Annotated in this window: 23 protein-coding genes, 1 pseudogene and 1 riboswitch; of the genes and pseudogenes, 16 read left to right on the forward strand and 8 right to left on the reverse strand. The window is 71.4% G+C overall.

Annotation, left to right across the window (positions count from 1 at the left end):
- Window positions 1–99 precede the first annotated feature (99 nt).
- The 4 genes and pseudogenes from P4R38_RS20095 to P4R38_RS09780 all read left to right on the forward strand — a co-directional run.
- Window positions 100–387: pseudogene (locus P4R38_RS20095) on the forward strand (dienelactone hydrolase family protein); the annotation flags it as partial.
- 28 nt (window positions 388–415) lie between these two features.
- Window positions 416–784 (forward strand): dienelactone hydrolase family protein, encoded by a 369-nt coding sequence (locus tag P4R38_RS09770; RefSeq protein ID WP_277191983.1) that lies wholly within the window; start codon window positions 416–418, stop codon window positions 782–784.
- A 22-nt stretch (window positions 785–806) separates the two neighbouring features.
- The gene (locus P4R38_RS09775; RefSeq protein WP_277191984.1) at window positions 807–1,172 is read left to right on the forward strand and encodes a hypothetical protein; all 366 of its coding nucleotides are present in this window, start codon (window positions 807–809) and stop codon (window positions 1,170–1,172) included.
- A gap of 115 nt (window positions 1,173–1,287) precedes the next feature.
- A complete protein-coding gene (locus tag P4R38_RS09780; RefSeq protein ID WP_277191985.1) occupies window positions 1,288–2,970 on the forward strand; it encodes an HNH endonuclease signature motif containing protein in 1,683 nt (560 codons plus the stop codon).
- A gap of 9 nt (window positions 2,971–2,979) precedes the next feature.
- On the opposite strand, the gene P4R38_RS09785 is transcribed toward P4R38_RS09780, so the two are convergent.
- The 5 genes from P4R38_RS09785 to P4R38_RS09805 form a co-directional block, all read right to left on the reverse strand.
- Window positions 2,980–3,357 (reverse strand): hypothetical protein, encoded by a 378-nt coding sequence (locus P4R38_RS09785; protein WP_277191986.1) that lies wholly within the window; start codon window positions 3,355–3,357, stop codon window positions 2,980–2,982.
- A 279-nt stretch (window positions 3,358–3,636) separates the two neighbouring features.
- Window positions 3,637–4,602: an NADH-quinone oxidoreductase subunit NuoH gene (nuoH, locus tag P4R38_RS09790; RefSeq protein ID WP_277191987.1), complete on the reverse strand. Its 966-nt coding sequence runs from the start codon at window positions 4,600–4,602 to the stop codon at window positions 3,637–3,639.
- Window positions 4,602–5,135: an NADH-quinone oxidoreductase subunit C gene (locus tag P4R38_RS09795; RefSeq protein WP_277191988.1), complete on the reverse strand. Its 534-nt coding sequence runs from the start codon at window positions 5,133–5,135 to the stop codon at window positions 4,602–4,604. Before P4R38_RS09795 ends, nuoH begins: the two co-directional genes overlap by 1 nt.
- Window positions 5,132–5,743 carry an NADH-quinone oxidoreductase subunit B gene (locus P4R38_RS09800; protein WP_457609443.1) on the reverse strand — a complete coding sequence of 204 codons (612 nt, stop codon included), beginning with the start codon at window positions 5,741–5,743 and terminating at the stop codon, window positions 5,132–5,134. The genes P4R38_RS09795 and P4R38_RS09800 overlap by 4 nt, the downstream gene beginning before the upstream one ends.
- On the reverse strand, window positions 5,740–6,114 hold the full coding sequence (locus tag P4R38_RS09805; RefSeq protein ID WP_277191989.1) for an NADH-quinone oxidoreductase subunit A: 375 nt from the start codon (window positions 6,112–6,114) through the stop codon (window positions 5,740–5,742). Before P4R38_RS09805 ends, P4R38_RS09800 begins: the two co-directional genes overlap by 4 nt.
- Window positions 6,115–6,257: 143 nt before the next feature.
- Window positions 6,258–6,369, forward strand: a riboswitch (SAM riboswitch).
- Between the two features lie 31 nt (window positions 6,370–6,400).
- Between P4R38_RS09805 and P4R38_RS09810 the strand changes: the two genes are divergently transcribed.
- The 9 genes from P4R38_RS09810 to rarD all read left to right on the forward strand — a co-directional run bounded on the left by P4R38_RS09810 (window position 6,401) and on the right by rarD (window position 16,880).
- Window positions 6,401–7,363 (forward strand): MetQ/NlpA family ABC transporter substrate-binding protein, encoded by a 963-nt coding sequence (locus P4R38_RS09810; RefSeq protein WP_277191990.1) that lies wholly within the window; start codon window positions 6,401–6,403, stop codon window positions 7,361–7,363.
- A complete protein-coding gene (locus tag P4R38_RS09815) occupies window positions 7,360–8,373 on the forward strand; it encodes a methionine ABC transporter ATP-binding protein (protein ID WP_277191991.1) in 1,014 nt (337 codons plus the stop codon). The genes P4R38_RS09810 and P4R38_RS09815 overlap by 4 nt, the downstream gene beginning before the upstream one ends.
- On the forward strand, window positions 8,370–9,029 hold the full coding sequence (locus P4R38_RS09820; RefSeq protein WP_277191992.1) for a methionine ABC transporter permease: 660 nt from the start codon (window positions 8,370–8,372) through the stop codon (window positions 9,027–9,029). Before P4R38_RS09815 ends, P4R38_RS09820 begins: the two co-directional genes overlap by 4 nt.
- Before the next feature lie 137 nt (window positions 9,030–9,166).
- On the forward strand, window positions 9,167–10,657 hold the full coding sequence (locus P4R38_RS09825; RefSeq protein ID WP_277191993.1) for a CoA-acylating methylmalonate-semialdehyde dehydrogenase: 1,491 nt from the start codon (window positions 9,167–9,169) through the stop codon (window positions 10,655–10,657).
- Window positions 10,658–10,666: 9 nt separating this feature from the next.
- A complete protein-coding gene (locus P4R38_RS09830) occupies window positions 10,667–11,173 on the forward strand; it encodes a mycothiol transferase (protein ID WP_277191994.1) in 507 nt (168 codons plus the stop codon).
- Between the two features lie 92 nt (window positions 11,174–11,265).
- On the forward strand, window positions 11,266–13,134 hold the full coding sequence (locus P4R38_RS09835; protein ID WP_277192275.1) for a 2-oxoacid:acceptor oxidoreductase subunit alpha: 1,869 nt from the start codon (window positions 11,266–11,268) through the stop codon (window positions 13,132–13,134).
- Window positions 13,131–14,219: a 2-oxoacid:ferredoxin oxidoreductase subunit beta gene (locus P4R38_RS09840; protein WP_277191995.1), complete on the forward strand. Its 1,089-nt coding sequence runs from the start codon at window positions 13,131–13,133 to the stop codon at window positions 14,217–14,219. Before P4R38_RS09835 ends, P4R38_RS09840 begins: the two co-directional genes overlap by 4 nt.
- A gap of 126 nt (window positions 14,220–14,345) precedes the next feature.
- Complete coding sequence (locus P4R38_RS09845) at window positions 14,346–15,857, forward strand: M1 family metallopeptidase (RefSeq protein WP_277191996.1); 1,512 nt, start codon at window positions 14,346–14,348, stop codon at window positions 15,855–15,857.
- 81 nt (window positions 15,858–15,938) lie between these two features.
- Window positions 15,939–16,880, forward strand: coding sequence for an EamA family transporter RarD (gene rarD, locus P4R38_RS09850; protein WP_277192276.1), 942 nt, complete (start codon window positions 15,939–15,941; stop codon window positions 16,878–16,880).
- 5 nt (window positions 16,881–16,885) lie between these two features.
- On the opposite strand, the gene P4R38_RS09855 is transcribed toward rarD, so the two are convergent.
- On the reverse strand, window positions 16,886–18,226 hold the full coding sequence (locus P4R38_RS09855) for a D-arabinono-1,4-lactone oxidase (RefSeq protein ID WP_277191997.1): 1,341 nt from the start codon (window positions 18,224–18,226) through the stop codon (window positions 16,886–16,888).
- Window positions 18,204–19,379, reverse strand: coding sequence for an alanine racemase (locus P4R38_RS09860; protein WP_277191998.1), 1,176 nt, complete (start codon window positions 19,377–19,379; stop codon window positions 18,204–18,206). The genes P4R38_RS09855 and P4R38_RS09860 overlap by 23 nt, the downstream gene beginning before the upstream one ends.
- 217 nt (window positions 19,380–19,596) lie before the next feature.
- Here P4R38_RS09860 and P4R38_RS09865 point away from each other — a divergent pair, with 217 nt between their 5' ends.
- Window positions 19,597–21,618, forward strand: coding sequence for a PhoX family protein (locus tag P4R38_RS09865; RefSeq protein ID WP_346770750.1), 2,022 nt, complete (start codon window positions 19,597–19,599; stop codon window positions 21,616–21,618).
- Between the two features lie 71 nt (window positions 21,619–21,689).
- Here P4R38_RS09865 and P4R38_RS09870 read toward each other — a convergent pair whose 3' ends face one another.
- Window positions 21,690–21,968 carry a hypothetical protein gene (locus tag P4R38_RS09870; protein ID WP_277191999.1) on the reverse strand — a complete coding sequence of 93 codons (279 nt, stop codon included), beginning with the start codon at window positions 21,966–21,968 and terminating at the stop codon, window positions 21,690–21,692.
- 183 nt (window positions 21,969–22,151) lie between these two features.
- On the opposite strand from P4R38_RS09870, the gene P4R38_RS09875 reads away from it, so the two are divergent.
- The gene (locus P4R38_RS09875) at window positions 22,152–24,155 is read left to right on the forward strand and encodes an ArnT family glycosyltransferase (RefSeq protein WP_277192000.1); all 2,004 of its coding nucleotides are present in this window, start codon (window positions 22,152–22,154) and stop codon (window positions 24,153–24,155) included.
- A 29-nt stretch (window positions 24,156–24,184) separates the two neighbouring features.
- Window positions 24,185–25,447 (forward strand): bifunctional glycosyltransferase family 2/GtrA family protein, encoded by a 1,263-nt coding sequence (locus P4R38_RS09880; protein ID WP_277192001.1) that lies wholly within the window; start codon window positions 24,185–24,187, stop codon window positions 25,445–25,447.
- Window positions 25,448–25,455 lie beyond the last annotated feature (8 nt).

Raw genomic sequence — 25,455 nt, forward strand, 5'->3', positions numbered from 1 at the left:
CGTCGCCCTGTGGACACCGCTGGTGGACGTCGCGACGATGGACCGGTGAGCGATCTCTCTCGCGAGACCATCGACCTGCCCGTACCCGACTCCTCCGCCATGCGCGTGCATCTCGCGCGGCCCGATGGCGCCGGCCCCCACCCGGCCGTGCTGGTGCTGCACGAGCTGTTCGGGGTCAACGACGACATCCTCGCCGTGCTGGGCGAGCTGGCCGGCCGCGGGTTCGTCGCCGCCGCGCCGGAGCTGTACCACCGCGGGTTCGAACCCGGTCGCTCGCTGCCCCGGGACGACGCGGGCCGGGCTGCGGGGTTCGAGCAGCTGAACGCGCTGACCCGGGACGCGGTGGTCGCCGACGTCCGCGCCGGGCTCGACCACCTTTCAGCACGTCCGGAGGTGAGCGGCCCCGCGGGCCCTCATGGGCTTCAGCATGGGCGGCCATGCGGCGTACCTCGCCGCGACCGCGCTGCCCGTCCCACGCACGGTCGTCCTGTACGCCGGGTGGCTGACCGGCACCGACGTCCCGCTCAGCCGGCCGGAGCCGACGTACGACCTGACCTCGGGCCTCACCGGCGAGGTGCTGATGATCGTCGGCGCAGCCGATCCGCTGGTCGACGCGGCGACACGCGAGGCACTCGCTGCGCGGCTCGCCGAGGCGGGCGTACCGCACGAGCTCGTGGTGCTGCCCGGTGTCGAGCACGCGTTCTTCTGGCCGGGGACGCCGGCGTACGACACGGATGCGGTGGCCGAGTCGTGGCGCCGGATCGAGGCGTTCCTGCGCGCCTGACGCGCCGGGAGGAGCGGAGCCCATGGCATCGGTCGATGACGTCCTGCCGCTGGGGACCGAGCTCGAGCGCTCGTACCCGGTGTACGTGCGGGGTCGGCTGAAGTTCCGCGTCAAGCAGATCGTCTACGTCGCGTTCTCCCTGGACGAGACGGTGATGGGCTTCGCGTTCCCGAAGGAGGAACGCGAGGCGATGGTCGGCGCGAGGCCGGACGCCTTCCGCACGCCGTCCGCGTCCGACCTACGGTTCCACTGGATCGAGTCCGACCTGGCCGCTCTTGACCCCACCGAGGCACGCGAGCTGGTGGTCGACGCCTGGCGGATGGTGGTGCCCCAGAAGCTCTCTCGCGCGTACGACTTGACGTACCCCAACGGCCCGGGCGCGCCCTGACCAGCCGCTTCGGAGCGCTCGAAACCCCGCCCACACACCATCGTGCGGCTCCTTGCCGCGCTCCGTCCTGCGCGCTATTATCGAACACACATTCGAATCACTGAGGGAGGTCGCCGTGACTGACACATCCATCCACGAGCCCGTGCTCTCCCTCGCGGGTCTCCCCGCGCACCTCGTCGACTGGCTCTCCGCCGTCGTCGCGGCTGGAACGGGCGCCGCCGAGGGCTCGCCCGACGCAGGTGGTGGCTCGGTGGGCGAGCAGGACGCGGCGCGCGCGTCTGCCGGCCTGCTGGTCGCGGCCGCGCGCGGCGTTCAGGCGTGGGCCGAGGGTGTCGAGGTCGAGGCGATCAGGCGGCTGGTCCGGTCGATCGAGGACGACCCCGGCATCGACGTCGGCCAGCACGAGTCGCGCTCGACGCGGCAGACCCGAGCCGGGCTCGCGCGCACCGCCGCGGCCGTCGAGCTGCAGCTGCTGACCGGTCTACCGCTGACCCAGTGCCGTGACCGGGTCGCGCTGGCCTCCGCGTGTCCGGCTCGGGGTGACTACCTGCGCCTCCGGATGGCCGCCGGCACGCTCAGCGCGTGGCGTGCGGTCACGCTGCTCAAGGAGACGCGGCACCTCGATCCGCTGGCGGCCGACGAGATCACTCGCCAGGCGCTGCGCCCCATCGGGCTCGTCGCGCCCGAGGAGACAGTCGCTCCGGCCCGAGCCGCAGAAGCCGAGCTCGCGGCGGTCCTCGCCCGAGAGCCGTTGTCCCAGGCCACCTTTCGCCGCCGTCTCGCCCGAGCGCTGACTCTTGCGGAGTCGTCCAGCCAGTACGCCCACCGCCGGGCGCACGAGGCTCGCGACCTGCGCGACGCACAGACAGCACCCGAGTCGCACGGCATGGCTTGTACGACCGTCACGGCCTCCCGCGAGCGCGCCTTCGCCGCCCAGCAGCGCGTGACCCAGCTCGCACGTCGAGCCCGGGCAGCAGGAGACGGCCGGACGCTCGCGCAGCTGCGCTCGGACATCGCGACGGATCTGCTGATCCGCGGTCAGGTGCCCGGCGACGCGCTGCTCGCCGATGCGCCGCCGGCGCGGCTCCAGGTCGTCGTCAGCCTGGCGACGCTGCTGGACAAGGACGGAGTCGCAGAGGTCCCCGGCGCCGGTTTCCTGACCGCCGAGCAGGTGCGGCGGGTCGCGGTCGCCGAGGGTAGCGTCTGGTGTCGGCTGGTCACCGATCCGACAACCGGCTCCGTGATCGACGCCGCGTCCACCTATCGCCCGCCAGCAGCGATGCGGCGCGCCGTGCAGGCACGCGACCAGCGCTGCTGGGCGCCCGGGTGTGAGCACCCGGCCGCCGAGTGCGACCTCGACCACGTCGTCACCTGGAACGCCCTCGCCTGCGAACCAGCCCACGGCGCAACGCATCCCGACAACCTGCATGCCCTGCACCGTGCCCATCACGTGGCCAAGACGCGCGGCTGGTGGCGATCGACGCAGTCCTCCGGCGGCATCGTGCACTGGACCACCCTCACCGGCCGCCGCATCACCACCCGCCCGATGAACCACCACGACCTGACCGACCTGCCAGGTCTGCCGGGTGGGCCTGCCTCGCTGATCGAACGTGCGCTGGCCGTCCTGATCGAGGACGCCACCGACCCGTTACCGCTCAGCCCGGCCGCCGCCGCTCTCGAGACGGTCGTCGTCCCGTCACGCGAACGCGTCTTCCTGGTGCTCGCACCGCCTGAGCCGCCCGACCCGTCGTGGCCGCCGTCGCCGGCGTCGGAGGACGGAGAGCCGCCACCGTTCTGAGCCACCGCCTCAGAACGCCGGTACGCCCGCTCGGTCGATCTCTGCGTGCACTGCGGCGACCCGGCGGGAGCAGACCACAGCGAGCAGCACGACGGCAGCGAGGATGCCGAGCGCAGCGAGCCATCCGAACCGTCCACCGACGGGAATGGCCAGGGCCGCCAGCAGCGCGGCACCCACCTGGCGGAGGAGCCGCCAGTCGCCGACCCTGCTGACGAGCCTGTCCGCCGCCCGCCGGGTCGACGCGAGCGGGACTCCGGCTCCGCGGCGTCGGCAGGCCTCGAGCAGATGCTCCGGCCGGTCCACGTTCAGGACAAGCGCGTCGGTGTACTCCCACCGGCACGGCAGTGGCAGCGTCGTCCGCCTGGAGGCCAAGGTCGCGTATGTCATCGAGGCAAGGGCGCCCCGAGCCGAGACAGGTCGGGCCGGCCCGGTCATCTCGACCGTCACGTTCGGTGAGCATCCAGGCAGGCCGAGCATCACCGAGGTCTCCTCGCCCCTGCGACGACTGCCCTCCCGCCGGACCCCCTGCTCTCGATCCGGAAAGCCGACATCCCGCCGAGCAGGACGATGACGACCAGCGGGCACGCCCACAGCGTCGCCCCCTTGAGCAGAAAGGTGCTCCCGGTCAGGCACGTCAGCCGGTAGGTCTCCGACGTTCTGCGCGGGTCAGGCAGTGAGGACGACACCGACGGCGGTGATCGCGAGCTGCAGCAGGGCGACCGGGACCAGACCGAGCCAGGCGAACCGCTGCAGCTGGTCCTCTCGCAGGCGCGGCCACGACACCCGCATCCAGATGATGACGACGGCCACCAGGAACCCCTTGAGCAGCGTCCACAGCCAGCCGAGCGCGTCGTCGAACGGCCCCGTCCAGCCGCCGAGGTAGAGCACCGCGAACAACAGCGACATGACCACGATGCCGGCGTACTCACTGAGCAGGAAGAAGGCGAAGCGCAGCCCGGTGTACTCCGTGTACGGACCCATGACGAGCTCGGAGTCGGCGACCGGCATGTCGAACGGCGGACGCTGCAGCTCGGCCGTCGCGGCGACCAGGAACACCAGCGCTCCGGGCAGCTGCCAGATCAGCCAGACCGGCGTCCAGGCGTGCGCGATGCCGGTGAGCGACAGGGTGCCGGCGGCCATGGCGAACGAGGCGGACGCGAGGATCAGCGGCAGCTCGTACGAGACCAGCTGGGCGGCCGAGCGCATGGCGCCGATGAGCGAGTACTTGTTGCCCGAGGACCACCCGGCCATCAGGGTCCCCACGGTGCCGATGCCGGACACCGCGAGCACGAGCAGCAGCGACCCGGGCACGTCCGCACCGACCATCGACGGCGAGAACGGGACGGCCGCGAGCGCCAGCAGGTACGACACCAGCGCCACCGCGGGCGCCCAGCGGAAGGCGCCGCGGTCGGCGGCCGCCGGGACGATGTCCTCCTTCTGGGTGAACTTCACCCCGTCCGCGATCAGCTGCGCCCAGCCGTGGAAACCGCCGGCGTACATCGGGCCGAGCCGGCCCTGCATGTGCGCCATGACCTTGTGCTCGGTCTGCCCGACGAGCAGCGGCATGGTCAGGAACCCAACGAGCACGATCACCGCGCGCAGGACGACGTCGAACCAGGAGAGATCGACCATCACCGCGGTCCCCACGAGGGGTCGGGCACTCCGGGCGGCAGGTTCTTGCGGCGACCCGCGCGGCGAGGGGTGTCACCGGACTCACCGGGGTCCTTCGCGCCGGGCCACGGCTTGGACGCCCGGGCGGCCAGCACGAACGACTTGCGCAGCGGCGTCCCGACGAAGCCGTCCGGCAGCAGCAGCGGACGCATCCCGAGGCCGGTGCCGTCGTCGAACCCGCTGAACTCGATGCCGAACATCTCGTGGGTCTCCCGCTCGTGCCATGCCGCTCCGCACCACAGCGACGTGAGGCTCGGCACGGGCGTGCCCTCCGGTACCCGGCAGCGGAGCAGGGTGCCGCGCACGGCCCCCGGCGTCATGTCGTACAGGTGGAGCACGACGTCGAACCCTGGCGACTCCTCGCGGTCGGTCTCGTCGACCGCGGTGAGCCAGTCGAAGTAGTCGAAGCCCTCGCCGCGCAGCTCCTGGACGGTCTCGACCCAGCCGTCGAGCTCGCAGTCGCGCAAGGGCGTCTGCTCGGTCGCGGACGTCACGAGCGCGCCTCCCGGGGAGCGACCGGCGCGACCGGCACCCGGGTCGCACCGGCGCCCGGCTCCTGCACGGCCGGCCGGGTCACCGCGCCCGCCAGCCGGCGACGGTCGGCGTAGGAACGGGTCGACAGCTGCTCGGCGGCGATCTTGTCCTGCAGGCGCAGGATGCCGTGCAGCAGCGCCTCGGGCCGCGGCGGGCAGCCGGGTACGTACACATCGACCGGGATCAGCTGGTCGACACCCTTGGTGACGGCGTATGAGTCCCAGTACGGGCCGCCGGAGTTGGAGCAGGCCCCGAAGGAGATGACGTACTTCGGCTCGGGCATCTGGTCGTACAGCCGGCGGACTGCGGGCGCCATCTTGTCGGTGACGGTGCCCGAGACGACCATCAGGTCCGCCTGCCGCGGCCCGGGCGCGAACGGGATGACGCCGAGCCGGATGAAGTCGTGCCGGGCCATCGACGCCGCGATGAACTCGATCGCGCAGCAGGCGAGCCCGAAGTTGAAGACCCACAGCGAGTAGCGGCGACCCCAGTTGAGGACCAGCCGCATGGGCTTGGGCGCCGCGTCCTGCAGCGGACCGACCCGCGGGGTGGGGAGGTCAACGGTCATGGCAGCCACCTCAGCAGGCCGCGGCGCGCGGCGTGGACGAGTCCGACCAGCAGGACGGCGATGAAGATGCCCATCTCGGCCAGGCTGGCCGCACCGAGGTCGGCGTCCCGCAGCACGGTCGCCCACGGGAACAGGTAGACCGCGTCGACGGCGAAGATCACGTAGAGGAAGGCGAATCCGAGGTAGCGCACCTGGGTCTGCGCCCAGTGGCTGCCGACCGGGTCGACACCGGACTCGTAGGTCGTGAGGCGCACCGGGTTGGCCGACACCGGCGCCAGCAGCCGGCGCATGACCATCGCGACGCCGAAGAGCAGCAGGCCGGCGACGCCGACCGCCGCCACGACGAGATATCCCGCTACGTCCGCGCTCACCCCGGCAGCCTAACGATCCGGCCCACGAAGGCGGGGGACCCACCCGCACCACGAGGTGAGCGCACGACGGTGTGATCCAACTCATAACGTCTCGTTTGCTTATAAATTGACTTCTCAATGGATGAATTCCTAGCCTGAGCCCCGGTCAAGAGATCCAGCGACAAGCCCTGGCTTGCTGGACGGCAACCCTCACGGATGTGGCGGGGTGCTCCAGGTGACGACCCGGCGCGACCACCCCTCGCGCAAGCACCGTCCACTCCCCAGTGGCTGATCCCGAGGACGACCCATGTCTGAAACCCCTGACACCCCTCCCACCGAGCAGACCGCACCGGCCCTGCCCGACAAGCCCGGACGCGGAAGGGGCGCTCTGCTCGGTGGCGTCGCCGCCGGCGTCGTCGTGCTGGTCGCGGCCGGCTTCGCGATCAAGGCGGTGGCCTCCGATGACGACGGCAGCGGCGCCGCCGGGACCAAGACCGTCACCATCGGGACGACAGAGGCCAGCGCGCCGTACTGGAAGCCGCTGAAGGACCTCGCCGCCAAGGAGGGCATCTCCATCACGGTGGTCAACTTCGGCGACTACACCCAGGCCAACCCGGCGCTGGCGCAGAAGCAGACCGACCTCAACCTGTTCCAGCACCTGCAGTTCCTCGCGACGTACGACGTCGAGGCCAAGCAGGACCTCACCCCGATCGGCTCGACCGTCGTCGTCCCGCTCGGCCTGTACTCCAAGAAGCACACCGCCCTCGCGCAGATCCCGCAGGGCGGCAAGGTCGCCATCCCGAACGACCCGACGAACCAGGCGCGGGCGCTGCTGGTCCTGCAGCAGGCGGGCCTGCTGAAGCTCAAGGGCGGCGGCAACACGCTGTCCACGCCGAAGGACGTCGACGCGAGCGCGTCCAAGGTGACGGTCGCCCCGGTCGACGCCGCGCAGACCGTCGCCTCGCTGCCGTCGGTGGACGCCTCGGTCGTGAACAACAACTTCGCCCTCGACGCGAAGCTGGACCCGAGCAAGGCGCTGTTCAACGACGACCCGAAGCGACCCGAGGCCGAGCCGTACATCAACGCGTTCGTGGCCCGCGCCGCGGACAAGGACAACCCGACGTACCTGAAGATCGCCCGGCTCTACCACGACCCGTCGGTCGTCAAGCAGGTCGAGGCGTACTCCAAGGGCACCGCGGTCATCGTCGACAAGCCGCAGGCCGACCTGCAGAAGATCCTGGACCGGCTGAAGGCGGACGCGAAGAAGTGAGCGCTCCGCTGATCTCCCTGCGAGGCGTCGGCAAGACCTTCGCCCGGGGCGGCAGCACCGTCACCGCCCTGCGGGACATCGATCTCGATGTCCCGCAGGGCTCGGTGTTCGCGGTCATCGGGTACTCCGGCGCCGGCAAGTCCACCCTGGTCCGCCTCGTCAACGGCCTGGAGACGCCCACGACGGGTCAGGTCGTCGTCGAGGGCCAGGACCTGACGACGTTGCGCGCCAAGCAGATTCGCGCAGTGCGCGCCCGGATCGGCATGGTCTTCCAGCAGTTCAACCTGTTCTCCTCACGCACGGTGTACGGCAACCTCGCCTACCCGCTGCAGCTGGCCGGCTGGTCCAAGCAGCAGCAGAAGGACCGGGTCGCCGAGCTGCTGTCGTTCGTCGGCCTGACCGACAAGGCGTGGGCCTACCCCGAGGAGCTGTCCGGCGGGCAGAAGCAGCGCATCGGCATCGCCCGGGCGCTCGCGACGAACCCGCCGATCCTGCTCGCCGACGAAGCCACCAGCGCCCTCGACCCGGACACCACCCAGGACGTGCTGCGGCTGCTGCGCCGCGTCAACGAGGAGCTCGGCGTCACGATCGTGGTGATCACCCACGAGATGGACGTCGTGCGCACCCTTGCCGACCACGTCGCGGTCCTGGACGACGGACGGCTGGTCGAGACCGGCCCCGTACGCGAGGTGCTCGGCCGCCCGGCCGCCGCGACCACCCGACGGTTCCTGGACGCGACGCTGCGCACGCGCCCGGACAGCAGCCTGGCCGACGAGCTGGCCACCGGGACCGGCGGCGAGCTGGTCACCGTGACCGTGGACGACCGGCACACCATCGGCGGGCTGCTCACCGACGTCGTCCGCCGGCACGACGTGACGTTCGAGATCGTCCACGGCGGCTACACGGCCATCAAGGACGACGCGCTCGGCACGTTCACCGTGCTGCTGCAGGGCGAGCCCGACGCCGTCCGCGCGGCCGCCGCCGACCTGCACGCGGGGGTCCCGGCATGACCGACTGGAACGAGCTGCGCCCCGTCTTCCTGGACTCCGTCCAGCAGACGCTGGTCATGGTGTCGCTGACGCTGCTGATCGGCGGGCTGCTCGGGCTCGGGCTCGGCGTCCTGCTGCACACGACACGGCGCGGGGGGCTCCTGCAGAACGTGCCGCTCTACACCGTCCTCAACGTGCTGGTGAACCTCGTCCGGCCGATCCCGTTCATCATCCTGATCACCGCGATCGGACCCCTGACGATGAAGGCCGTCGGCACGACCATCGGCATCAAGGCGGCGACGTTCGCCCTGATCGTCGCCGCGACGTTCGGCGTCTCGCGCATCGTGGAGCAGAACCTCGTGTCGGTCGACCCCGGCGTCATCGAGGCGGCGCAGTCGATGGGCGCCTCACCGTGGCGGATCATCCGGACCGTCCTGGTGCCCGAGGCGCTCGGACCGCTGATCCTGGGGTTCACGTTCGCCTTCGTGGCCGTGGTCGACATGTCCGCCGCAGCAGTCGCGATCAACGGCGGCGGGCTCGGCCAGTTCGCCATCTCCTACGGGTACCAGCGGTTCAGCTGGGACGTCACCTGGGCGGCCGTCGCGGCGATCGTGGTCATCGTGCAGATCGCCCAGTTCGGCGGTCTGTGGCTGGCCCGCCGCGTCATGCGCCGCTGACCCGTCCGGTCGCCGGCCGGCTCCGAACCCCTCGTGGCAGCCCACTGCTCGTCAAGAAGCGGCGAGCAGTGGGGTGCCCGCACCCGGCGGGTGAACGGGGCGTTGCCACCGGAGCCAGGCCGACCTAGCGTCGGGACATGGCGCAACGGACCCGGGTCGGGCACTACATCGGCGGCGAGCAGGAGCCCGGCGGCGAACGCGTCGGCCCGGTGTTCAACCCCGCCACCGGTGAGCACACCACGGACGTCGCGCTGGCCAGCGCGGACGACGTCCGCCGCGCCGTGCAGGTCGCGGCGGACGCATTCCCCGGGTGGCGCCGGACCCCGCTGACCAAGCGGGCCGACGTGATGTTCCGGATGCGGCACCTGCTGACCGAGCACCAGGACGAGATCGCCCGCATCATCACCTCCGAGCACGGCAAGGTCGTCAGCGACGCGGCCGGTGAGGTGGCGCGCGGGCTGGAGAACGTCGAGTTCGCGACCGGGCTGATGAGCCACCTCAAGGGCGACCACTCCCAGCAGGTGGCCTCGGGGGTGGACGTCCACCAGGTGCGCCAGCCGCTCGGCGTCGTCGCGTGCATCACGCCGTTCAACTTCCCCGCGATGGTGCCGCTGTGGATGGTCGGCTCGGCGATCGCCGCCGGCAACACGGTGGTGCTCAAGCCGTCCGAGCGGGACCCGTCGGCGGCGCTCCGGCTGGCCGAGCTGTTCACCGAGGCGGGCCTGCCGCCGGGCGTCCTCAACGTCGTCAACGGCGACAAGGAGGCCGTCGACGCCCTGCTGGACGACCCGACGGTGCAGGCGGTCTCGTTCGTGGGCTCAACCCCGGTCGCGGCGTCGATCTACGAGCGGGCGGCCGCCACGGGCAAGCGGGTCCAGGCTCTCGGCGGCGCGAAGAACCACATGGTCGTCATGCCCGACGCCGACCTGGACTCCGCCGCCGACGCGGCCGTCTCCGCGGCGTACGGGTCGGCCGGCGAGCGCTGCATGGCGGTGTCGGTGCTCGTCGCGGTCGGCGAGGTCGCCGACCCGCTCGTCGAGCGCATCGCCGACCGGGTCGGACGGCTGCGCATCGGCGACGGCACCGACCCCGCCTCGGAGATGGGCCCGCTCATCACCGCCCACGCCCGCGAGCGCGTCGCCTCCTACGTGGCCGGCGCGACCGACGAGGGCGCCACCGTGGTGGTGGACGGGCGCGAGCAGGAGATCGATGGCGACGGCTTCTTCATCGGCGTCTCCCTGGTCGACCAGGTCAAGCCCGGCATGAAGGTGTACGACGACGAGATCTTCGGCCCGGTGCTCTCGGTCGTCCGGGTGCCCTCGTACGACGAGGCGGTCGCGCTGGTCAACGCCAACGACCACGCCAACGGCGTCGCGGTCTTCACCCGCGACGGCAAGACGGCGCGCGAGTTCGAGCTGGACATCGAGGTCGGCATGGTCGGCGTCAACGTGCCGATCCCCGTCCCGGTCGGCGCGTACTCGTTCGGTGGCTGGAAGCGGTCGTTGTTCGGCGACACGCACGTCTACGGCCCGGAGTCGTTCGACTTCTACACGCGCCGCAAGGTCGTGACGACCCGCTGGCCGGACCCCTCGGACAGCCAGATCAACCTCGGATTCCCCACGCACTGAAGGAGACTCATGAGCGCCGCCATCGACATCCTGACCGACGGCTTCGACCGCGTGCACGACAACGTCGGCGCGGTCCTGGACGGACTGACCACCGAGCAGCTCCTCGCCCGACCGACGCCGCGGGCCAACTCGGTCGCCTGGCTGGTCTGGCACCTGAGTCGAGTCCAGGACTCCCACATCGCCGGCCTCCTGGACACCGAGCAGGTCTGGCACAGCGAGGGGTTCGCCGATCGGTTCGCCCTGCCGTACGACGCTTCGGCGACGGGGTACGGCCAGTCGCCGGAGGAGGTCGGCGCGTTCCGGTTGCAGGAGCCGGGCCTGCTGCGCGAGTACCACGAGGCCGCGCACGAGCTGACGCTCACCGCGCTCAAGGGCCTGCGCGACCAGGACCTCGGCGAGGTGATCGACCGCAGCTGGGACCCGCCCGTCACCAAGGCCGTACGCCTGGTGTCGGTGGTCGACGACGCCGCCCAGCACGTCGGTCAGGCGGCGTACGTCCGCGGCCTGGTGACGTGACACCCCGTGGCCCGGGCGTGCGGCTGTCGGGTCGCGGACTTAGGGTGTGAAGAGAGCCTTACCCGTACACGCTAAGCCTGGTGAGCCAGACCATGAGTTCCAAGTCCGTCGAGCGGCTCGGCCGTGTTGTCATCCGTTTCGCCGGCGACTCCGGCGACGGCATGCAGCTCACCGGTGACCGGTTCACCGCCGAGACCGCGAGCCTGGGCAACGACCTGTCCACGCTGCCCAACTTCCCCGCCGAGATCCGCGCGCCGCAGGGCACGCTGCCGGGCGTCAGCAGCTTCCAGGTGCAGTTCGCCGACCACGACGTCCTGACCCCGGGCGACGCGCCGGACGTGCTGGTGGCGATGAACCCCGCCGCCCTGCGCGCCAACCTCGGCGACCTGCCGCGCGGCGCCACGGTCATCGTCAACACCGACGAGTTCACCAAGCGCAACCTCGGCAAGGTCGGCTACACCGCCAACCCGCTGGACGACGACAGCCTCGACTCGTGGCAGGTGCACGCCGTGCCCCTGACCTCGATCACGGTCGAGGCCCTGGACACCTTCGACCTCACCCGCAAGGACAAGGAACGCGCGAAGAACATGTTCGCGCTCGGCCTGCTGTCCTGGATGTACAACCGTCCGACCGCCGGCACCGAGGCGTTCCTGAAGACCAAGTTCGCCACCAAGCCGGAGATCCTCGCCGCCAACGTCGCCGCCCTGCACGCCGGCCACGCCTACGGCGAGACGACCGAGTCCTTCGCGGTCTCCTACGACATCTCCCCCGCGCCGATGGCCGCGGGCACCTACCGCAACATCACCGGCAACCTGGCGCTGGCGTACGGCTTCGTCGCCGCCTCCTACCGCAGCGGGCTGCCGCTCGTGCTCGGCAGCTACCCGATCACCCCCGCGTCGGACGTGCTGCACACGCTCTCGACGTTGAAGCGGTTCGGCGTGACCACGATCCAGGCCGAGGACGAGATCGCCGGGGTGGGTGCCGCGCTCGGTGCCGCGTACGGCGGGGCCCTGGGGCTGACGACCACCTCCGGGCCCGGGCTGGCGCTGAAGTCGGAGACGATCGGCCTCGCGGTGTCGCTGGAGCTGCCGCTGGTGATCGTCGACGTCCAGCGAGGCGGCCCCTCCACCGGACTGCCGACCAAGACCGAGCAGGCCGACCTGCTGCAGGCGATGTTCGGGCGCAACGGCGAGTCGCCCGTCGCGGTGATCGCCCCGTCCAGCCCGACCGACTGCTTCGACGCCGCGCTCGAGGCCGTCCGCATCGCGACGACCTACCGCACACCGGTCATCCTGCTGTCCGACGGGTACCTCGCCAACGGCTCCGAGCCGTGGCAGGTCCCGGACGTCGACGCCCTGCCCGACCTGACCGTGGAGCTGGCGACCGAGCCCAACGACGTGGACGACGAGGGCAACCCGGTCTTCCACCCGTACCTGCACGACGAGACCACGTTGGCCCGCCCCTGGGCGGTGCCGGGCACCCCCGGGCTGGAGCATCGCGTCGGCGGCATCGAGAAGGCCGACATCACCGGCAACATCAGCTATGACCCGGGCAACCACGACCACATGGTCCGGCTGCGCCAGCGCAAGATCGACACGATCGCGCAGAGCCTGCCCGACCTCGAGGTCGACGACCCGTCCGGTGAGGCGAGGGTCCTCGTCCTCGGCTGGGGGTCGACGTACGGCCCGATCAAGGCGGCGACCCGGCTGGTGCGCGGCACGGGCGCCAAGGTCGCCCAGGCGCACCTGCGTCACCTGAACCCGTTCCCGGCCAACCTCGGCGACGTCCTGCGCTCGTACGACCGCGTCGTCGTGCCCGAGATGAACCTCGGCCAGCTCGCCCTGCTGCTGCGGGCGAAGTACCTCGTCGACGTGCGCAGCCACACGGCCGTGCGCGGGCTGCCGTTCGCCACGACCGAGCTCGCCGATGTGATCGACCAGCACCTGAAGGAGCTCGCATGAGCACCGACCTCGGCATCCCGACCCTGCGCAGCGGTACCGACGGCGTCCCGACGCTGCCGGAGGGTGAGACGCAGAACCGCAAGGAGTTCACCTCCGACCAGGAGGTGCGCTGGTGCCCCGGCTGCGGTGACTACGCGATCCTCGCGGCGGTGCAGGGCTTCCTGCCCGACCTCGGCCTGCGCCGCGAGAACATCGTGTTCGTCTCCGGCATCGGCTGCTCCAGCCGCTTCCCGTACTACCTGGACACCTATGGCATGCACTCCATCCACGGGCGCGCGCCGGCGATCGCGACGGGCCTGGCGACCTCGCGGGGCGACCTGTCGGTGTGGGTCGTGACCGGCGACGGCGACGCGCTGTCGATCGGCGGCAACCACCTGATCCACGCGATGCGGCGCAACGTCAACATGACCATCCTGCTGTTCAACAACAAGATCTACGGCCTCACCAAGGGGCAGTACTCCCCCACCTCGGACGTGGGCGCGATCACCAAGTCCACGCCGCTCGGCTCGGTCGACCACCCGTTCAACCCGGTGTCGCTGGCGCTCGGCGCCGAGGCGTCGTTCGTGGCGCGGACCATGGACTCCGACCGCAAGCACCTCACCGAGACGCTGCGGGCCGCGGCCGAGCACCGCGGCACGTCGCTGGTCGAGATCTACCAGAACTGCCCGATCTTCAACGACGGCGCGTTCCAGCTGCTGAAGGACCGCGACGAAGCCACCGCCCGGATCCTGCACCTGGTCGACGGCGAGCCGGTGCGCGCCGGCTCCGGGGACGCCACCCGCGTGGTCGTCCGCGACGACGAGGGACGTCTGCAGGTCGTCCCCGAGGCCGACGCGGACCCCGGCCGGCTCGTCCGCCACCGGGTGGCCGACCCCGACCCGAGCCAGGCGTTCGCGCTCAGCCGGCTGGACGACCCGGCCTTCGCGCAGGTCCCGATGGGCATCTTCCGCAACGCGCCGCGACCGACGTACGACGACGGCGTCCGCGCCCAGGTCTCGGCGGCGGTCGACGACGCCGGCGGCCGCGCGGCGCACGCCGACCTGACGGCGCTGCTGCACGGCAAGGACACCTGGACGGTCGCCTGAGCGCCGCTGCTCGCAGGTAAAGGCTTGGCCCCGACTCGCGAGTAGGTCTGGCCGGGGCGGTCCGACGGGGGCTAGGGAAGGAGAACGGCCCGCCATCCCGGGCCGACCTGAATCCCAGGAGGCACCATGCCCGCTCGCACGTCCAGGCTCCTTCGGCTCACCGTCGCCTCGGCAGTCGCTCTCGGCGTCGGCACCTCGACCGCGCTGGCCGCACCCGCCGACGTCGGCGCCCCCGGCATCGGTGATCCGTACTACAAGAACTACGGCAACGGCGGGTACGACGTCGGCCACTACGGCATCAACGTCGCCTACGACCCTTCCTCCGACCTCCTGACCGGCACGACGACGATCACCGCCACGGCCACGCAGGACCTGCGCCGTTTCAACCTGGACTTCGTGCTCAAGGCGAGCGCGGTCACCGTCAACGGCGCGCCGGCCCGGTTCGCGGCCTCCTCCCACGAGCTGACCGTCACCCCGGCCACACCGGTCATCAGCGGCGGGGCCATGACCATCGTCGTCACGTATGCGGGCGTGCCGTCGAAGGTCTCCGACAACGGCATCCGGCCCTGGGTCAAGACCGCCGACGGCGCCGTCGCGGTCGGCGAGCCGGAGATCGCGGCCTGGTGGTACCCGAGCAACGACCACCCGCGGGACAAGGCCACCTTCGATGTGCGGGCGACCGTCCCCAAGGGCGTGGAAGCCCTCAGCAACGGTCTGGTCAAGCGCATCACCTACGGCAAGACGACCGACACCTGGGTCTGGAAGTCGGCCAAGCCGCAGGCGACGTACCTGACGTTCCTCGCCGTCGGCCAGTTCGACGTGACGCAGGGGACGAGCGCCAGCGGTCTGCCGTGGATCAACGCGGTCGCCTCCAACGGCGGCCAGGAGGGCACGTACGCCAAGGCCGACCTCGCGCGTACCCCCGAGGTCATCGACTGGCACACCCGCGCCTGGGGGAAGTACCCGTTCGAGGCCACCGGTGGTGTGGCGCCGGCGGCGGACTTCGGCTTCGCGCTGGAGAACCAGACCCGACCGGTCTACACCCGCGGCTTCTGGCGCAACGGCCCGAACATCTACGTGGTCGTGCACGAGCAGGGCCACCAGTGGTACGGCGACGGCGTGAGCGTCCACAACTGGAAGGACATCTGGCTGAACGAGGGCTTCGCGACCTTCACGACCTGGTACTGGTCGGAGACGCACGGGGAGGGCACCGGTCAGCAGATCCTGCAAGAGGTGTATGCGACCCCGGCGACGGACGCCTTCTGGTCCACCGTGATCGGCGACCCCGGAGCGGGCAACGAGTTCAACGGAGCCGTCTACGACCGCGGCGCGGCGACGCTGCAGGCGCTGCGCAACCGGATCGGCGATCCGGCGTTCTTCCAGGTGATGCGGACCTGGGCGGCGAAGCACCGGTACGGCAACGCGCAGATCGCCGACTTCATCGCGCTCGCCGAGAGGGTCTCCGGTCAGGACCTGGGCCGCTTCTTCCACCACTGGCTCTACACCGGCACCAAACCGGCGGCGACCGCTGAGAACGGCCTCGACGGCGTGAGCCCGACCGCCGCACGGGTCGCGGCGCCGAAGTCGCTGGACAAGATCCGGGCCGTCCAGAAGGTCGAGGTCTCCGCTCGCCACTGAGGCACCCGGTGCCGGGCGGTCCGTCCCACGATGAGGCCGCCCGGCGCCGCTGTCGCAGGGCGCTCGTATCGTGGCGGGGTGATGCTGCAGGGCCGGAGCGAGACGAGCCGGGGTACGGCGTACGGCTTCCTCGCCTACTTCCTCTGGGGTGCGATGCCCCTCTACTTCGACGCGCTGGTGCCCGCCGGCGCATGGGAGATCCTGGCCCACCGGGTGCTGTGGACCCTCGTCCTGCTCGGGGTCGGGCTCGCCCTGTGGCGGCGCCTCGGTTTCGTCGGCGACCTGGTCCGGCGACCCCGGCGGCTCGCCGCCGTGGCAGCCGCCGGCCTGCTCATCGCGACGAACTGGACGATCTACGTCGCCGCCGTCGTCTCCGGCCGGGCCACGGAGGCCGCCCTCGGCTACTTCCTCAACCCCCTCGTCACGGTGGCTCTCGGCGTCGTCGTGCTCCGGGAGCGGCTGCGTCCGACGCAGTGGACGGCCGTCGCCGTCGGGGCGATCGCCTGCGTCTACCTCGCGATCGACCACGGCAGCCCGCCGTGGATCTCCATCGGGCTCGCCCTTTCGTTCGCCACGTACGGCCTGCTGAAGAACCGTCTGGGCGGGTCGATGACCGCCGTCGAGAGCCTGACCGCCGAGACGATGGTGCTCGCGCCGATCGCAGCGGTGCTCCTAGTCGTGCTGACCCTGCGCGGCAGCACGACGTTCACCACCGAGGGCGGCGGCCACACCGCCCTGCTCGTGCTCGCCGGCGTCGTGACCGCCGGCCCGCTGCTGCTGTTCGCCGCGGCCGCGCGTCGGGTCCCGCTGGTCACCATCGGCCTGCTGCAGTTCATCACCCCGATCCTGCAGCTGCTGTGCGCGGTCCTCCTGCTGGACGAGCACATGCCGCTGAGCCGCTGGGTCGGGTTCGGGATCGTGTGGATCGCGCTCGTGCTGCTGGCCACCGACTCGGTCCGCCACGCCCGGCGCAGCCGCCGGGCCCGGCTGCAGGCGGCGTCCGTCGAGGCCGCCTGTCCTTGAGCGACTCAGTCGCCGAGGACGCTCGCCAGGTAGGGGTTGCCGAAGACCCGCTCCGGGTCCAGCTCGTCCCGCAGGGACACGAAGTCGTCGTACCGCGGGTAGGCGACCCGCAGCTCGTCCGCGGTGAAGTCGTGCATCTTGCCCCAGTGCGGGCGGGCGCCGAGGACGCCGCGGGCCATCGACCAGAACGCCTGGAAGTAGGCGGCGTGGTCACGCCGGTGGTACTGGTGGATCGCGATGTACCCGGTCTCCCGGCCGTGCGCGGTCGACATCCACCGGTCGTCGGCGGCCGTGAAACGCACCTCGACCGGGAACGCCACGACCTCGTCGCGACGGTCGCAGTACGCCTTCAGCTCGGTCAGCAGCGCCGGCACCGCCTCGCGCGGGACCGCGAGCTCGGACTCCCGGAACCGCACCGTGCGCTGAGTCGCGAACACGCGGTACGACGCGTCGGTGTACGTCCGCTCGGACAGGGCGCGCCCGGACACCTGGTTCAGGGTCGGGATCGCCTGCGGCACAGCGGTGGTCACGCGGTTGAGCCCCTCGAACACGGTGTTCGACAGGATCCGGTCGTCCAGGACGGACCGCCAGCGCGGCAGCGGCGCGTACAGCGTGAGGTCCGACAGCCGCGTGTTGGTCTTGGTGAGGACTCGGTCGGTGTGGGGGAACCAGTAGAACTCGAAGTGGTCCGACTCCTTCACCGTGGACTCCAGCCCGTCCAGGACGGCGTCCAGGGTCGAGGGCGCCTCGTGAGCGCGCAGCAGGTAGGACGGGACGCACTGCAGCTCGTACTCGGTGACGACGCCGAGCGCGCCCAGACCGAGTGCGGCGGCGGGGACCAGCTCGGGCCGGTGCGCGTCGTCGTACCGCACGACCGACCCGTCCGCGAGCACCATCTCGACCCCGACGACGAACCCCGACAGGCCGGTGAAGTCCAGACCCGTCCCGTGCGTCCCCGTCGACAGCGCACCGGAGAGGGTCTGCTGGTCGATGTCACCGAGATTCGGCATCGCCAGGCCGAGCCGCTCCAGGGCCGGGTTGAGCACGTGCAGCGGCGTGCCGGCCCGGACGCGGACCCGGCCGGTCTCCGGGTCGTGGGCGACGATGCCGGTGATGCGGTGCAGCTGCAGCTGCAGGTCGACCGGCTCGCCGATGGCGGTGAAGGAGTGACCGGCGCCGATCGGCTTGACCTTGCGGCCGGTCCGCGCGGCGAGCGAGACCGCCTTCGCGAGATCCTCGACGTCCTTCGGGGCGTACACGTCGACGTCGTCGGCGCGTACAGTGCCGGCCCAGTTCGTCCACGTCCTGCCGGTCCCGTGCGTCCTAGCCAAAGTTCTTGCCCTCACCTCGGTACGTCGGCAGCCGCCCCACGACCTGCCCTTGCTCCAGCAGTACGACCTCGTCGAAACGCTCGCACATCTCACCGGCCTTGGCGTGCCGGAACCAGATGAGGTCGCCCAGCTCCATGCTGCGCGCGGCCTCGCCGCGCAGCGGGGTCTGCACCTCGCCGACGCCTTCCTGCCCGAACGGCCGCAGGCCCTGGGGGAACGCCACGGACGGGACGCGGGACCGGCCGGCGGGACCGCTCGCGGCGTACCCGCCGGCGAAGGCGACCACCACGTCGTCCGCGGGCTTGCGCACGACCGGTGAGACGAAGAACGCGGCCGGGTGCAGCCGGGCACCGTCGTACCCGTCGAACAGGGTCGGGGTGAACAGGCCCGAGCCCGCGGCGAGGTCGGTGACGACCGGGTCGTCGCGCAGCAGGTGCAGGCTGCCGGTGCCGCCGGCGTTGACGAAGTCGAGGGCGCCGTGCCGGCTCACCGCGGCGACGACCCGGCGACGACGACGGGCGAGATCGGCGAGGGAGGCACGCTTCATCAGCCGCACCGCGCTGCTGGTGTCCTGGACGCCGGCGACCTGCGCGTCGTAGAACATCAGACCGGAGAGCTGCAGCCCCTCGGTCGAGGCGACCAGGGCGGCCAGCCGCTCCGCGTCCTCGACGGAGCGGACGCTCGAGCGGTGCGCACCGATGGACACCGGGCCCACCCGCAGCGAGCAGTCGACGTCGATCGCGACGCGCAGCGGGAACTCCCCCACCGCCGCGGCGACCAGCCGGACGTGCTCGGGCAGGTCGACCATGAACGCGATCTCGGCGGCGGCCGTCTCGTTCGCGCTGACCGCCGCGAGGGTGGCGCGGTCGACCGTCGGGTAGGCGACCACGACGTCGCGCACCCCGTGCTCGACCAGCCACAGCGCCTCGGCCGCGGAGTAGGCCAGCACGCCGGCGAACCCGTCTTGGTATAGGAGGCGCTCGATCAGCCCACGGACGCGGATCGACTTGGAGGCGAGACGGATCGGCAGATCGCCGGCCCGCTGCCGCATCTCGCGGGCGTTGGCCAGGAAGGCACCGAGATCGATCACCGCAGTGGGTGACGCGACACCGGACAGCCCGGCGTGCTGCACCTCCGCGGGCGAAGTTGGTCGCTCGTCCAAGTTCACCCGGCGAGTGTACGCAGACGTCCGCTGCTGACGCAGCCCCACCACGCGATCGATGCCCACCCGACATGATCGCGCCGGCGCCACGCGTGAGGCGACGCTACGTCACCGTCCCTTCACCGAGCCTTCCTCCATCCTTCGCCGGAACACCCGGGTGGAGGGCTAGACGGTCTCCTAGCGTGCCGGAGGTCCACCTCTCCCGTCATGAAGGACACCCCCAGTGACTACCCCCGACACGCCCGCGCGACGCATCCTCCCGCTGCTGCGCACGGCCCATCCCGGCGGCCGCAGCGCGATGACCTGCCACTACCGCTGCGACGACGCCTGCGCCAAGCCCGTCCCGAACACCTCCGAGAACACCTACTTCGGCGACATCGTCCGGGCCGGCATCTCTCGCCGTACCGCGCTGAAGGCCTCCGGTGTCACGGCCGCGTTCGCCGGCCTGTACGCCGTCGCGGGGACCTCACCCGCCGCCGCCTCGGGACCCACCGGCAAGCCCGGCGCCCGCTCGCCGTACGTCCACGACTTCGAGGCGACCGCTCCGCAGCCCTTCGCGACCGACGCGGTCGTCACGCCCGAGGGCTTCACCTGGTCGCCGGTGGTTCGCTGGGGCGACCCGATCGTGGCCGGTGCGCCGGCGTTCGACTTCGACCACCAGAGCGCAGCGGCGCAGGAGAAGCAGTTCGGCTACAACTGTGACTACGTCGGACTCGTCCGCAAGGGCTCGCATGACAAGGGCCTGCTGGTGGTGAACAACGAGTACACCAACGAGGAGCTGATGTTCCGGGGTTACACCGGAGCCGCCTCGCTCACGACCGAGCAGATCAAGATCGTCATGGCCGCGCACGGCATGTCCGTGGTCGAGGTGCACAAGAACGGCCGCGAGTGGAAGGCCCGGATGGGCTCCTCGGCGAACCGCCGCGTCACCGCCACCACACCGTTCGAGCTCGTCGGCCCGGCTGCCGGCTCGCCGCTGCTGCGCACCAAGGCCGACCCGACCGGTCGCCGTGTCCTCGGCACGTTCGGCAACTGCGCCGGCGGCACCACGCCGTGGGGCACCGTGCTCTCCGGCGAGGAGAACTTCAACGGCTACTTCAAGGTCGACGCCGCGCCCGCCGGCCAGGAGGACGCCTTCAAGCGGTACGGCCTCACCGGCTCCAAGGGCCGCGCGTGGGAGAAGGTCGACCCGCGCTTCGACGGCGCGGTCGAGGCGAACGAACCGAACCGGTTCGGCTACATCGTCGAGCTCGACCCCACCGACCCGACCTCCACGCCGCGCAAGCTCACCGCGCTCGGCCGCCTCAAGCACGAGGGCGCCACCGTCTCCATCGCCCCCGACCGCCGCGTCGTCGCCGTCATGGGTGACGACGAGCGCTTCGACTACATGTACAAGTTCGTCTCGAAGGCGAAGTACCGCGAGGGCGACCGTCGGCACAACCTGACCCTTCTGGAGGAGGGCGACCTGTACGTCGCCAGGTTCACCGGCGACGGCTTCCAGGACGGCGTGAGTGACGGCACCGGTGAGTGGCTGCCGCTCATCGTCGGCGGCGTCTCCAAGGTCGCGGGCATGAGCGTGGAGCAGGTGCTGGTGCACACTCGGCTGGCCGCCGACAAGGTCGGCCCGACCAAGATGGACCGCCCCGAGGACGTCGAGCTCAACCCGGTCAACGGGCGGGTGTACGCGGCCCTGACGAACAACTCCAACCGCCAGCCGAGCCAGATCGACGAGGCCAACCCGCGCGCGAGCAACAAGCACGGCCAGGTCATCGAGATCACCGCGACCGGCGGCGACCACACGACGACGACCTTCACCTGGAAGCTCGTGCTGATCTGCGGCGACCCGAAGGACCCGTCGACCTACTTCGACGGCTTCGACCGTACGCAGGTGAGCCCGATCTCCTGCCCGGACAACCTCGCGTTCGACTCTCGCGGCAACCTGTGGATCTCCACCGACGGCAACGCTCTCGGCAACGCCGACGCGTTCTTCATGATGCCGCTGGAGGGCCCGGAGCGCGGTCACCTCCAGCAGTTCCACACGGTGCCGTACGGCGCGGAGTCCGCCGGCCCGCTCATCGTCGACGACACCACGGTGCTCTGCTCGGTGCAGCACCCGGGCGAGGTGACCGGCGCCTCACCGGACAAGCCGGTCAGCCGGTTCCCGTACGACGGCACCGGCCAGCCGCGCCCGTCGGTCATCCAGGTGTTCGTGGACAAGCCCGGCCGGGGTCACGGCCGCGACTGACGCCTGACGTACGACCGCGAGCCGCACCCCGGGACCCGTCGGGGTGCGGCTCGCGCGTCAGCGGCAGCGGGTCAGGGGGCGGCGGCTCCTCCCGGGGCCGCGGCGCCGGGAGCCTGACCCTGCTGGTTCTGGCCCTGCTGCTGTAGCCACGGCGGCTGCTGACCACCGCCCCGCATCGTGCCGGGTGGGCCACCCGTCCCGCCACCGCCGGACCCCTGCGGCAGCGCGGCCGCCGCGGCGATCGACCCGCCGGAGGCGAGGCTGAGCGCGAGCGCCGCCGTCACCGCGGTCTTCTTCCCCGACCAGCGGGGCTCACGGATCGCCGGTGCGGTGGGTTGCTGGTCGTCCATCGGATCTCCTCGAGGTTGTTGCACGTTCGGGCGAACGCCGCTGGTCGGGACTGTGCTCACCTCACCTGTGGCGCTGCTGTGCCCGGCCCATGACCGCGGTACGCGGTGGGCCCGACCCGGCTCACCCCGGCGCCAAAGGCGCGCCACAGGATCCGCACAGCGCCCGTCGCGAATCTCCTCGCCATGGACACCATGACCTTCACCCCAGGCTCCTCCGCGAGCCGCCGGCGAGGCACGCCGACCGGGTCCGAGGGCGCAGTCGCCGCCCCCGTCCGGTCACGCGGCCGACGCTGGTGGCGCGGCCCCGACGACGACCCGCGCTGGGCGCGCCCGGCGCTCCTGGCCCTGCTGCTGGCGACGGCGGCGTTCTACGTCACCAACCTGACGGCCAGCGGGTACGCGAATTCCTTCTACTCCGCCGCCGTGCAGGCGGGCGGCGACAGCTGGAAGGCGTTCTTCTACGGCAGCTCCGACGCCGCGAGCTCGATCACCGTCGACAAACCACCCGCCTCCCTGTGGCTGATGGCGTTGTCCGTCCGGGTGCTCGGGCTCAGCTCGTTCGCCATCCTGCTGCCCCAGGTGCTGATGGGGGTCGGCACCGTCGCCGTCGTGTACGCGTCGGTCAAGCGGTACGCGTCCGCGGCGGCCGGTCTCGTCGCCGGCGCCGTCATGGCGCTCACCCCGGTGGCCGTGCTGATGTTCCGGTTCAACAACCCGGACGCGCTGCTCACCTTCCTGATGGCCCTCGGCGCCTGGGCGACGATGCGGTCGATCGAGAAGGGCTCGGTCCGGTGGATGGTGCTGGTCGGTGCCTTCATCGGGCTCGGCTTCCTGACCAAGACGCTGCAGGTCCTGCTGGTCGTACCGTTCTTCGGCATCGCCTACCTCGTCGCCGCGCGGACCTCGTTGCCGCGCAGAGTGATCGGCGCCCTCGCGGGCGTCGCGGCCATGGTGCTGTCCGCCGGCTGGTGGGTCGCGGTCGTCGAGCTCGTCCCGGCGAGCGCGCGGCCCTACATCGGCGGCAGCCAGACCAACTCCTTCCTGGAGCTGACGTTCGGGTACAACGGCCTCGGCCGGATCAACGGCAACGAGTCCGGCTCCGTCGGCGGCGGTGGTGGAGGCGGCGGCTGGGGTCAGACCGGCCTGTTCCGGATGTTCTCCTCCTCGGTGGGCGGTCAGATCAGCTGGCTGATCCCGTCCGCGCTGATCCTGCTGGTCGTCGGCCTGGTCCTGCGTGGCCGCGCGCCTCGCTCAGACCTGCGCCGCGCCGCGTACCTGGTGTGGGGCGGTTGGCTGGTCGTCACGATGCTGACGTTCTCGTTCATGGCCGGCATCTTCCACGAGTACTACACCGTGGCCCTGGCCCCGGCGATCGCCGCGCTCGTCGGCCTCGGCGGCTGGGAGGCGTGGCAGCGCCGGGACCGCTCGGTCGGCTCGGTCACCCTCGCTGCGGCCACGGCAGCGGCCGCGACCTGGAGCTTCATCCTGCTGTCCCGCACGACCGCGTTCGGCCCGCTGCGGATCGGCGTCCTCGCCGTCGGCATGGCGGCCGCGCTGCTCCTGCTCGCGCTGCGCTGGATGCACCGTCGGGCCGTTCCGCTGGTGCTCGCGGGTGCGCTGGCCGCCGGACTCGCCGGCCCGGCCGCGTACAGCATCGACACCGTGCAGCAGGCGCACACCGGCTCGATCGTCACCGCGGGTCCGAGCACCGGCGGCATGGGTGGTCCGGGTGGTGGCGGCGGCGGTCGTCCGCCCGGCGGTACGGGTGGCGCACCTGGTGGGACGACGCAGGCGGGTCCTGCTGGTGGCATGGGCGGTCTGCTGAACGCCTCGACCGCCAGCAGCACGGTCGTGCAGGCCCTGCGCAGCGACGCCTCGACCTACACCTGGGTCGCCGCGGCCATCGGTTCGCAGAACGCGGCCGGCCTCCAGCTGGGCTCCCAGCTGCCGGTGATGGCGATCGGCGGGTTCAACGGCTCCGACCCGAGCCCGACGCTCGCACAGTTCAAGCAGTACGTCGCCGAGGGCAAGATCCACTACTTCCTCGCCGGCGGCGGCATGGGCGGTGGCATGGGTGGAAGCGGCACCGGAAGCCAGATCAGCAGCTGGGTCCAGCAGAACTTCACGTCGGTGACGATCGGCGGGCAGACGTTCTACGACCTCACCCAGCCGTCCTCGGGCAGTTGAGCAGCGCTGAGAACCAGGGAGATCCGGACATGACAACCCTGCAGAGCCCGACGGCGCCGGTCCCGGCCGGCGCCGTCCGGCCCACCGCCGTGCTGGACGTGGTCGTCCCGGTGTACAACGAGGAGCACGTGCTCGCTGCCTCCATCACGCGACTGCACACCTACCTGGTCGAGCACCTCGTCTACCCGTTCCGGATCACGGTGGCCGACAACGCCAGCACCGACGGCACTCTGGCGGTGGCGCACCGGTTGCAGGACGCGCTGCCCGAGGTGGCGGTGGTCGTCCTCCCCGAGAAGGGTCGCGGCCGGGCACTGCGGCAGGTGTGGCTCGCCAGCGACGCGCCGGTCCTCGCGTACATGGACGTCGACCTGTCGACCGACCTGGCGGCGCTCGGACCACTCATCGCTCCCCTGCTGTCCGGCCACTCCGACCTGGCGATCGGATCACGGATCGCCCACGGCGCCAACGTCGTTCGGGGTACGCAGCGAGAGGTGATCTCGCGGTGCTACAACCGGGTGCTCCGGCTCGGGCTGGGTGCGCGGTTCTCCGACGCCCAGTGCGGGTTCAAGGCGATCCGACGGGACGTGGCCCAGGAGCTGCTGCCCCTGGTGGAGGACGACACCTGGTTCTTCGACACCGAGCTGCTCGTCCTCGCCCAGCGCTGCGGGCTGCGCATCCACGAGGTCCCGGTCGACTGGTACGACGACCCGGACAGCCGCGTCGATGTCCTCCGGACCGCCAAGGACGACCTGCGTGGCGTGCTGCGGGTACGGCGAGCGCTGCGGTCCGGCGCCCTGCCCGTGGACGACATCGCCGGCCGGCTCGGACGCGGCTCGGTGGTCCTCGACGGACCCGACGGCCCGGTCGTCCAGGTCGCTCGCTCCGGCTCGCCGCTCGGCGGTCAGCTCGCGCGGTTCGCCGTGGTCGGGGTGCTGAGCACCGTGCTGCACCTGGGCCTGTTCGCCCTGCTCGCCACCGGCGGGATCGAGCGGCAGGCGGCGAACCTGCTCGCGCTGCTGGTGGCTACCGTCCTCAACACCGCGGCCAACCGGTCGTGGACCTTCGGGGTACGGGGCCGGTCCCGCGCGCTGGTGCAGCACGGCCAGGCGTTGCTGATCTTCGCGATCACCTGGTCCACGACGGCGCTCGCCCTGGCCGTGCTGAACGCCGTCACCGACGGTGCGGGCACCGGCGTCGCGACGACCGTCGTCGCTGTCGCGAACCTGGTCGCGACGGCGGTCCGGTTCGCGGCGATGCGGCGGTGGATCTTCCGCGAGCGACCGGCGCTCTGAACGCCGGC

This window comes from Luteipulveratus flavus, assembly GCF_029439465.1.
Taxonomy (GTDB): Bacteria; Actinomycetota; Actinomycetes; order Actinomycetales; family Dermatophilaceae; genus Luteipulveratus; species Luteipulveratus flavus.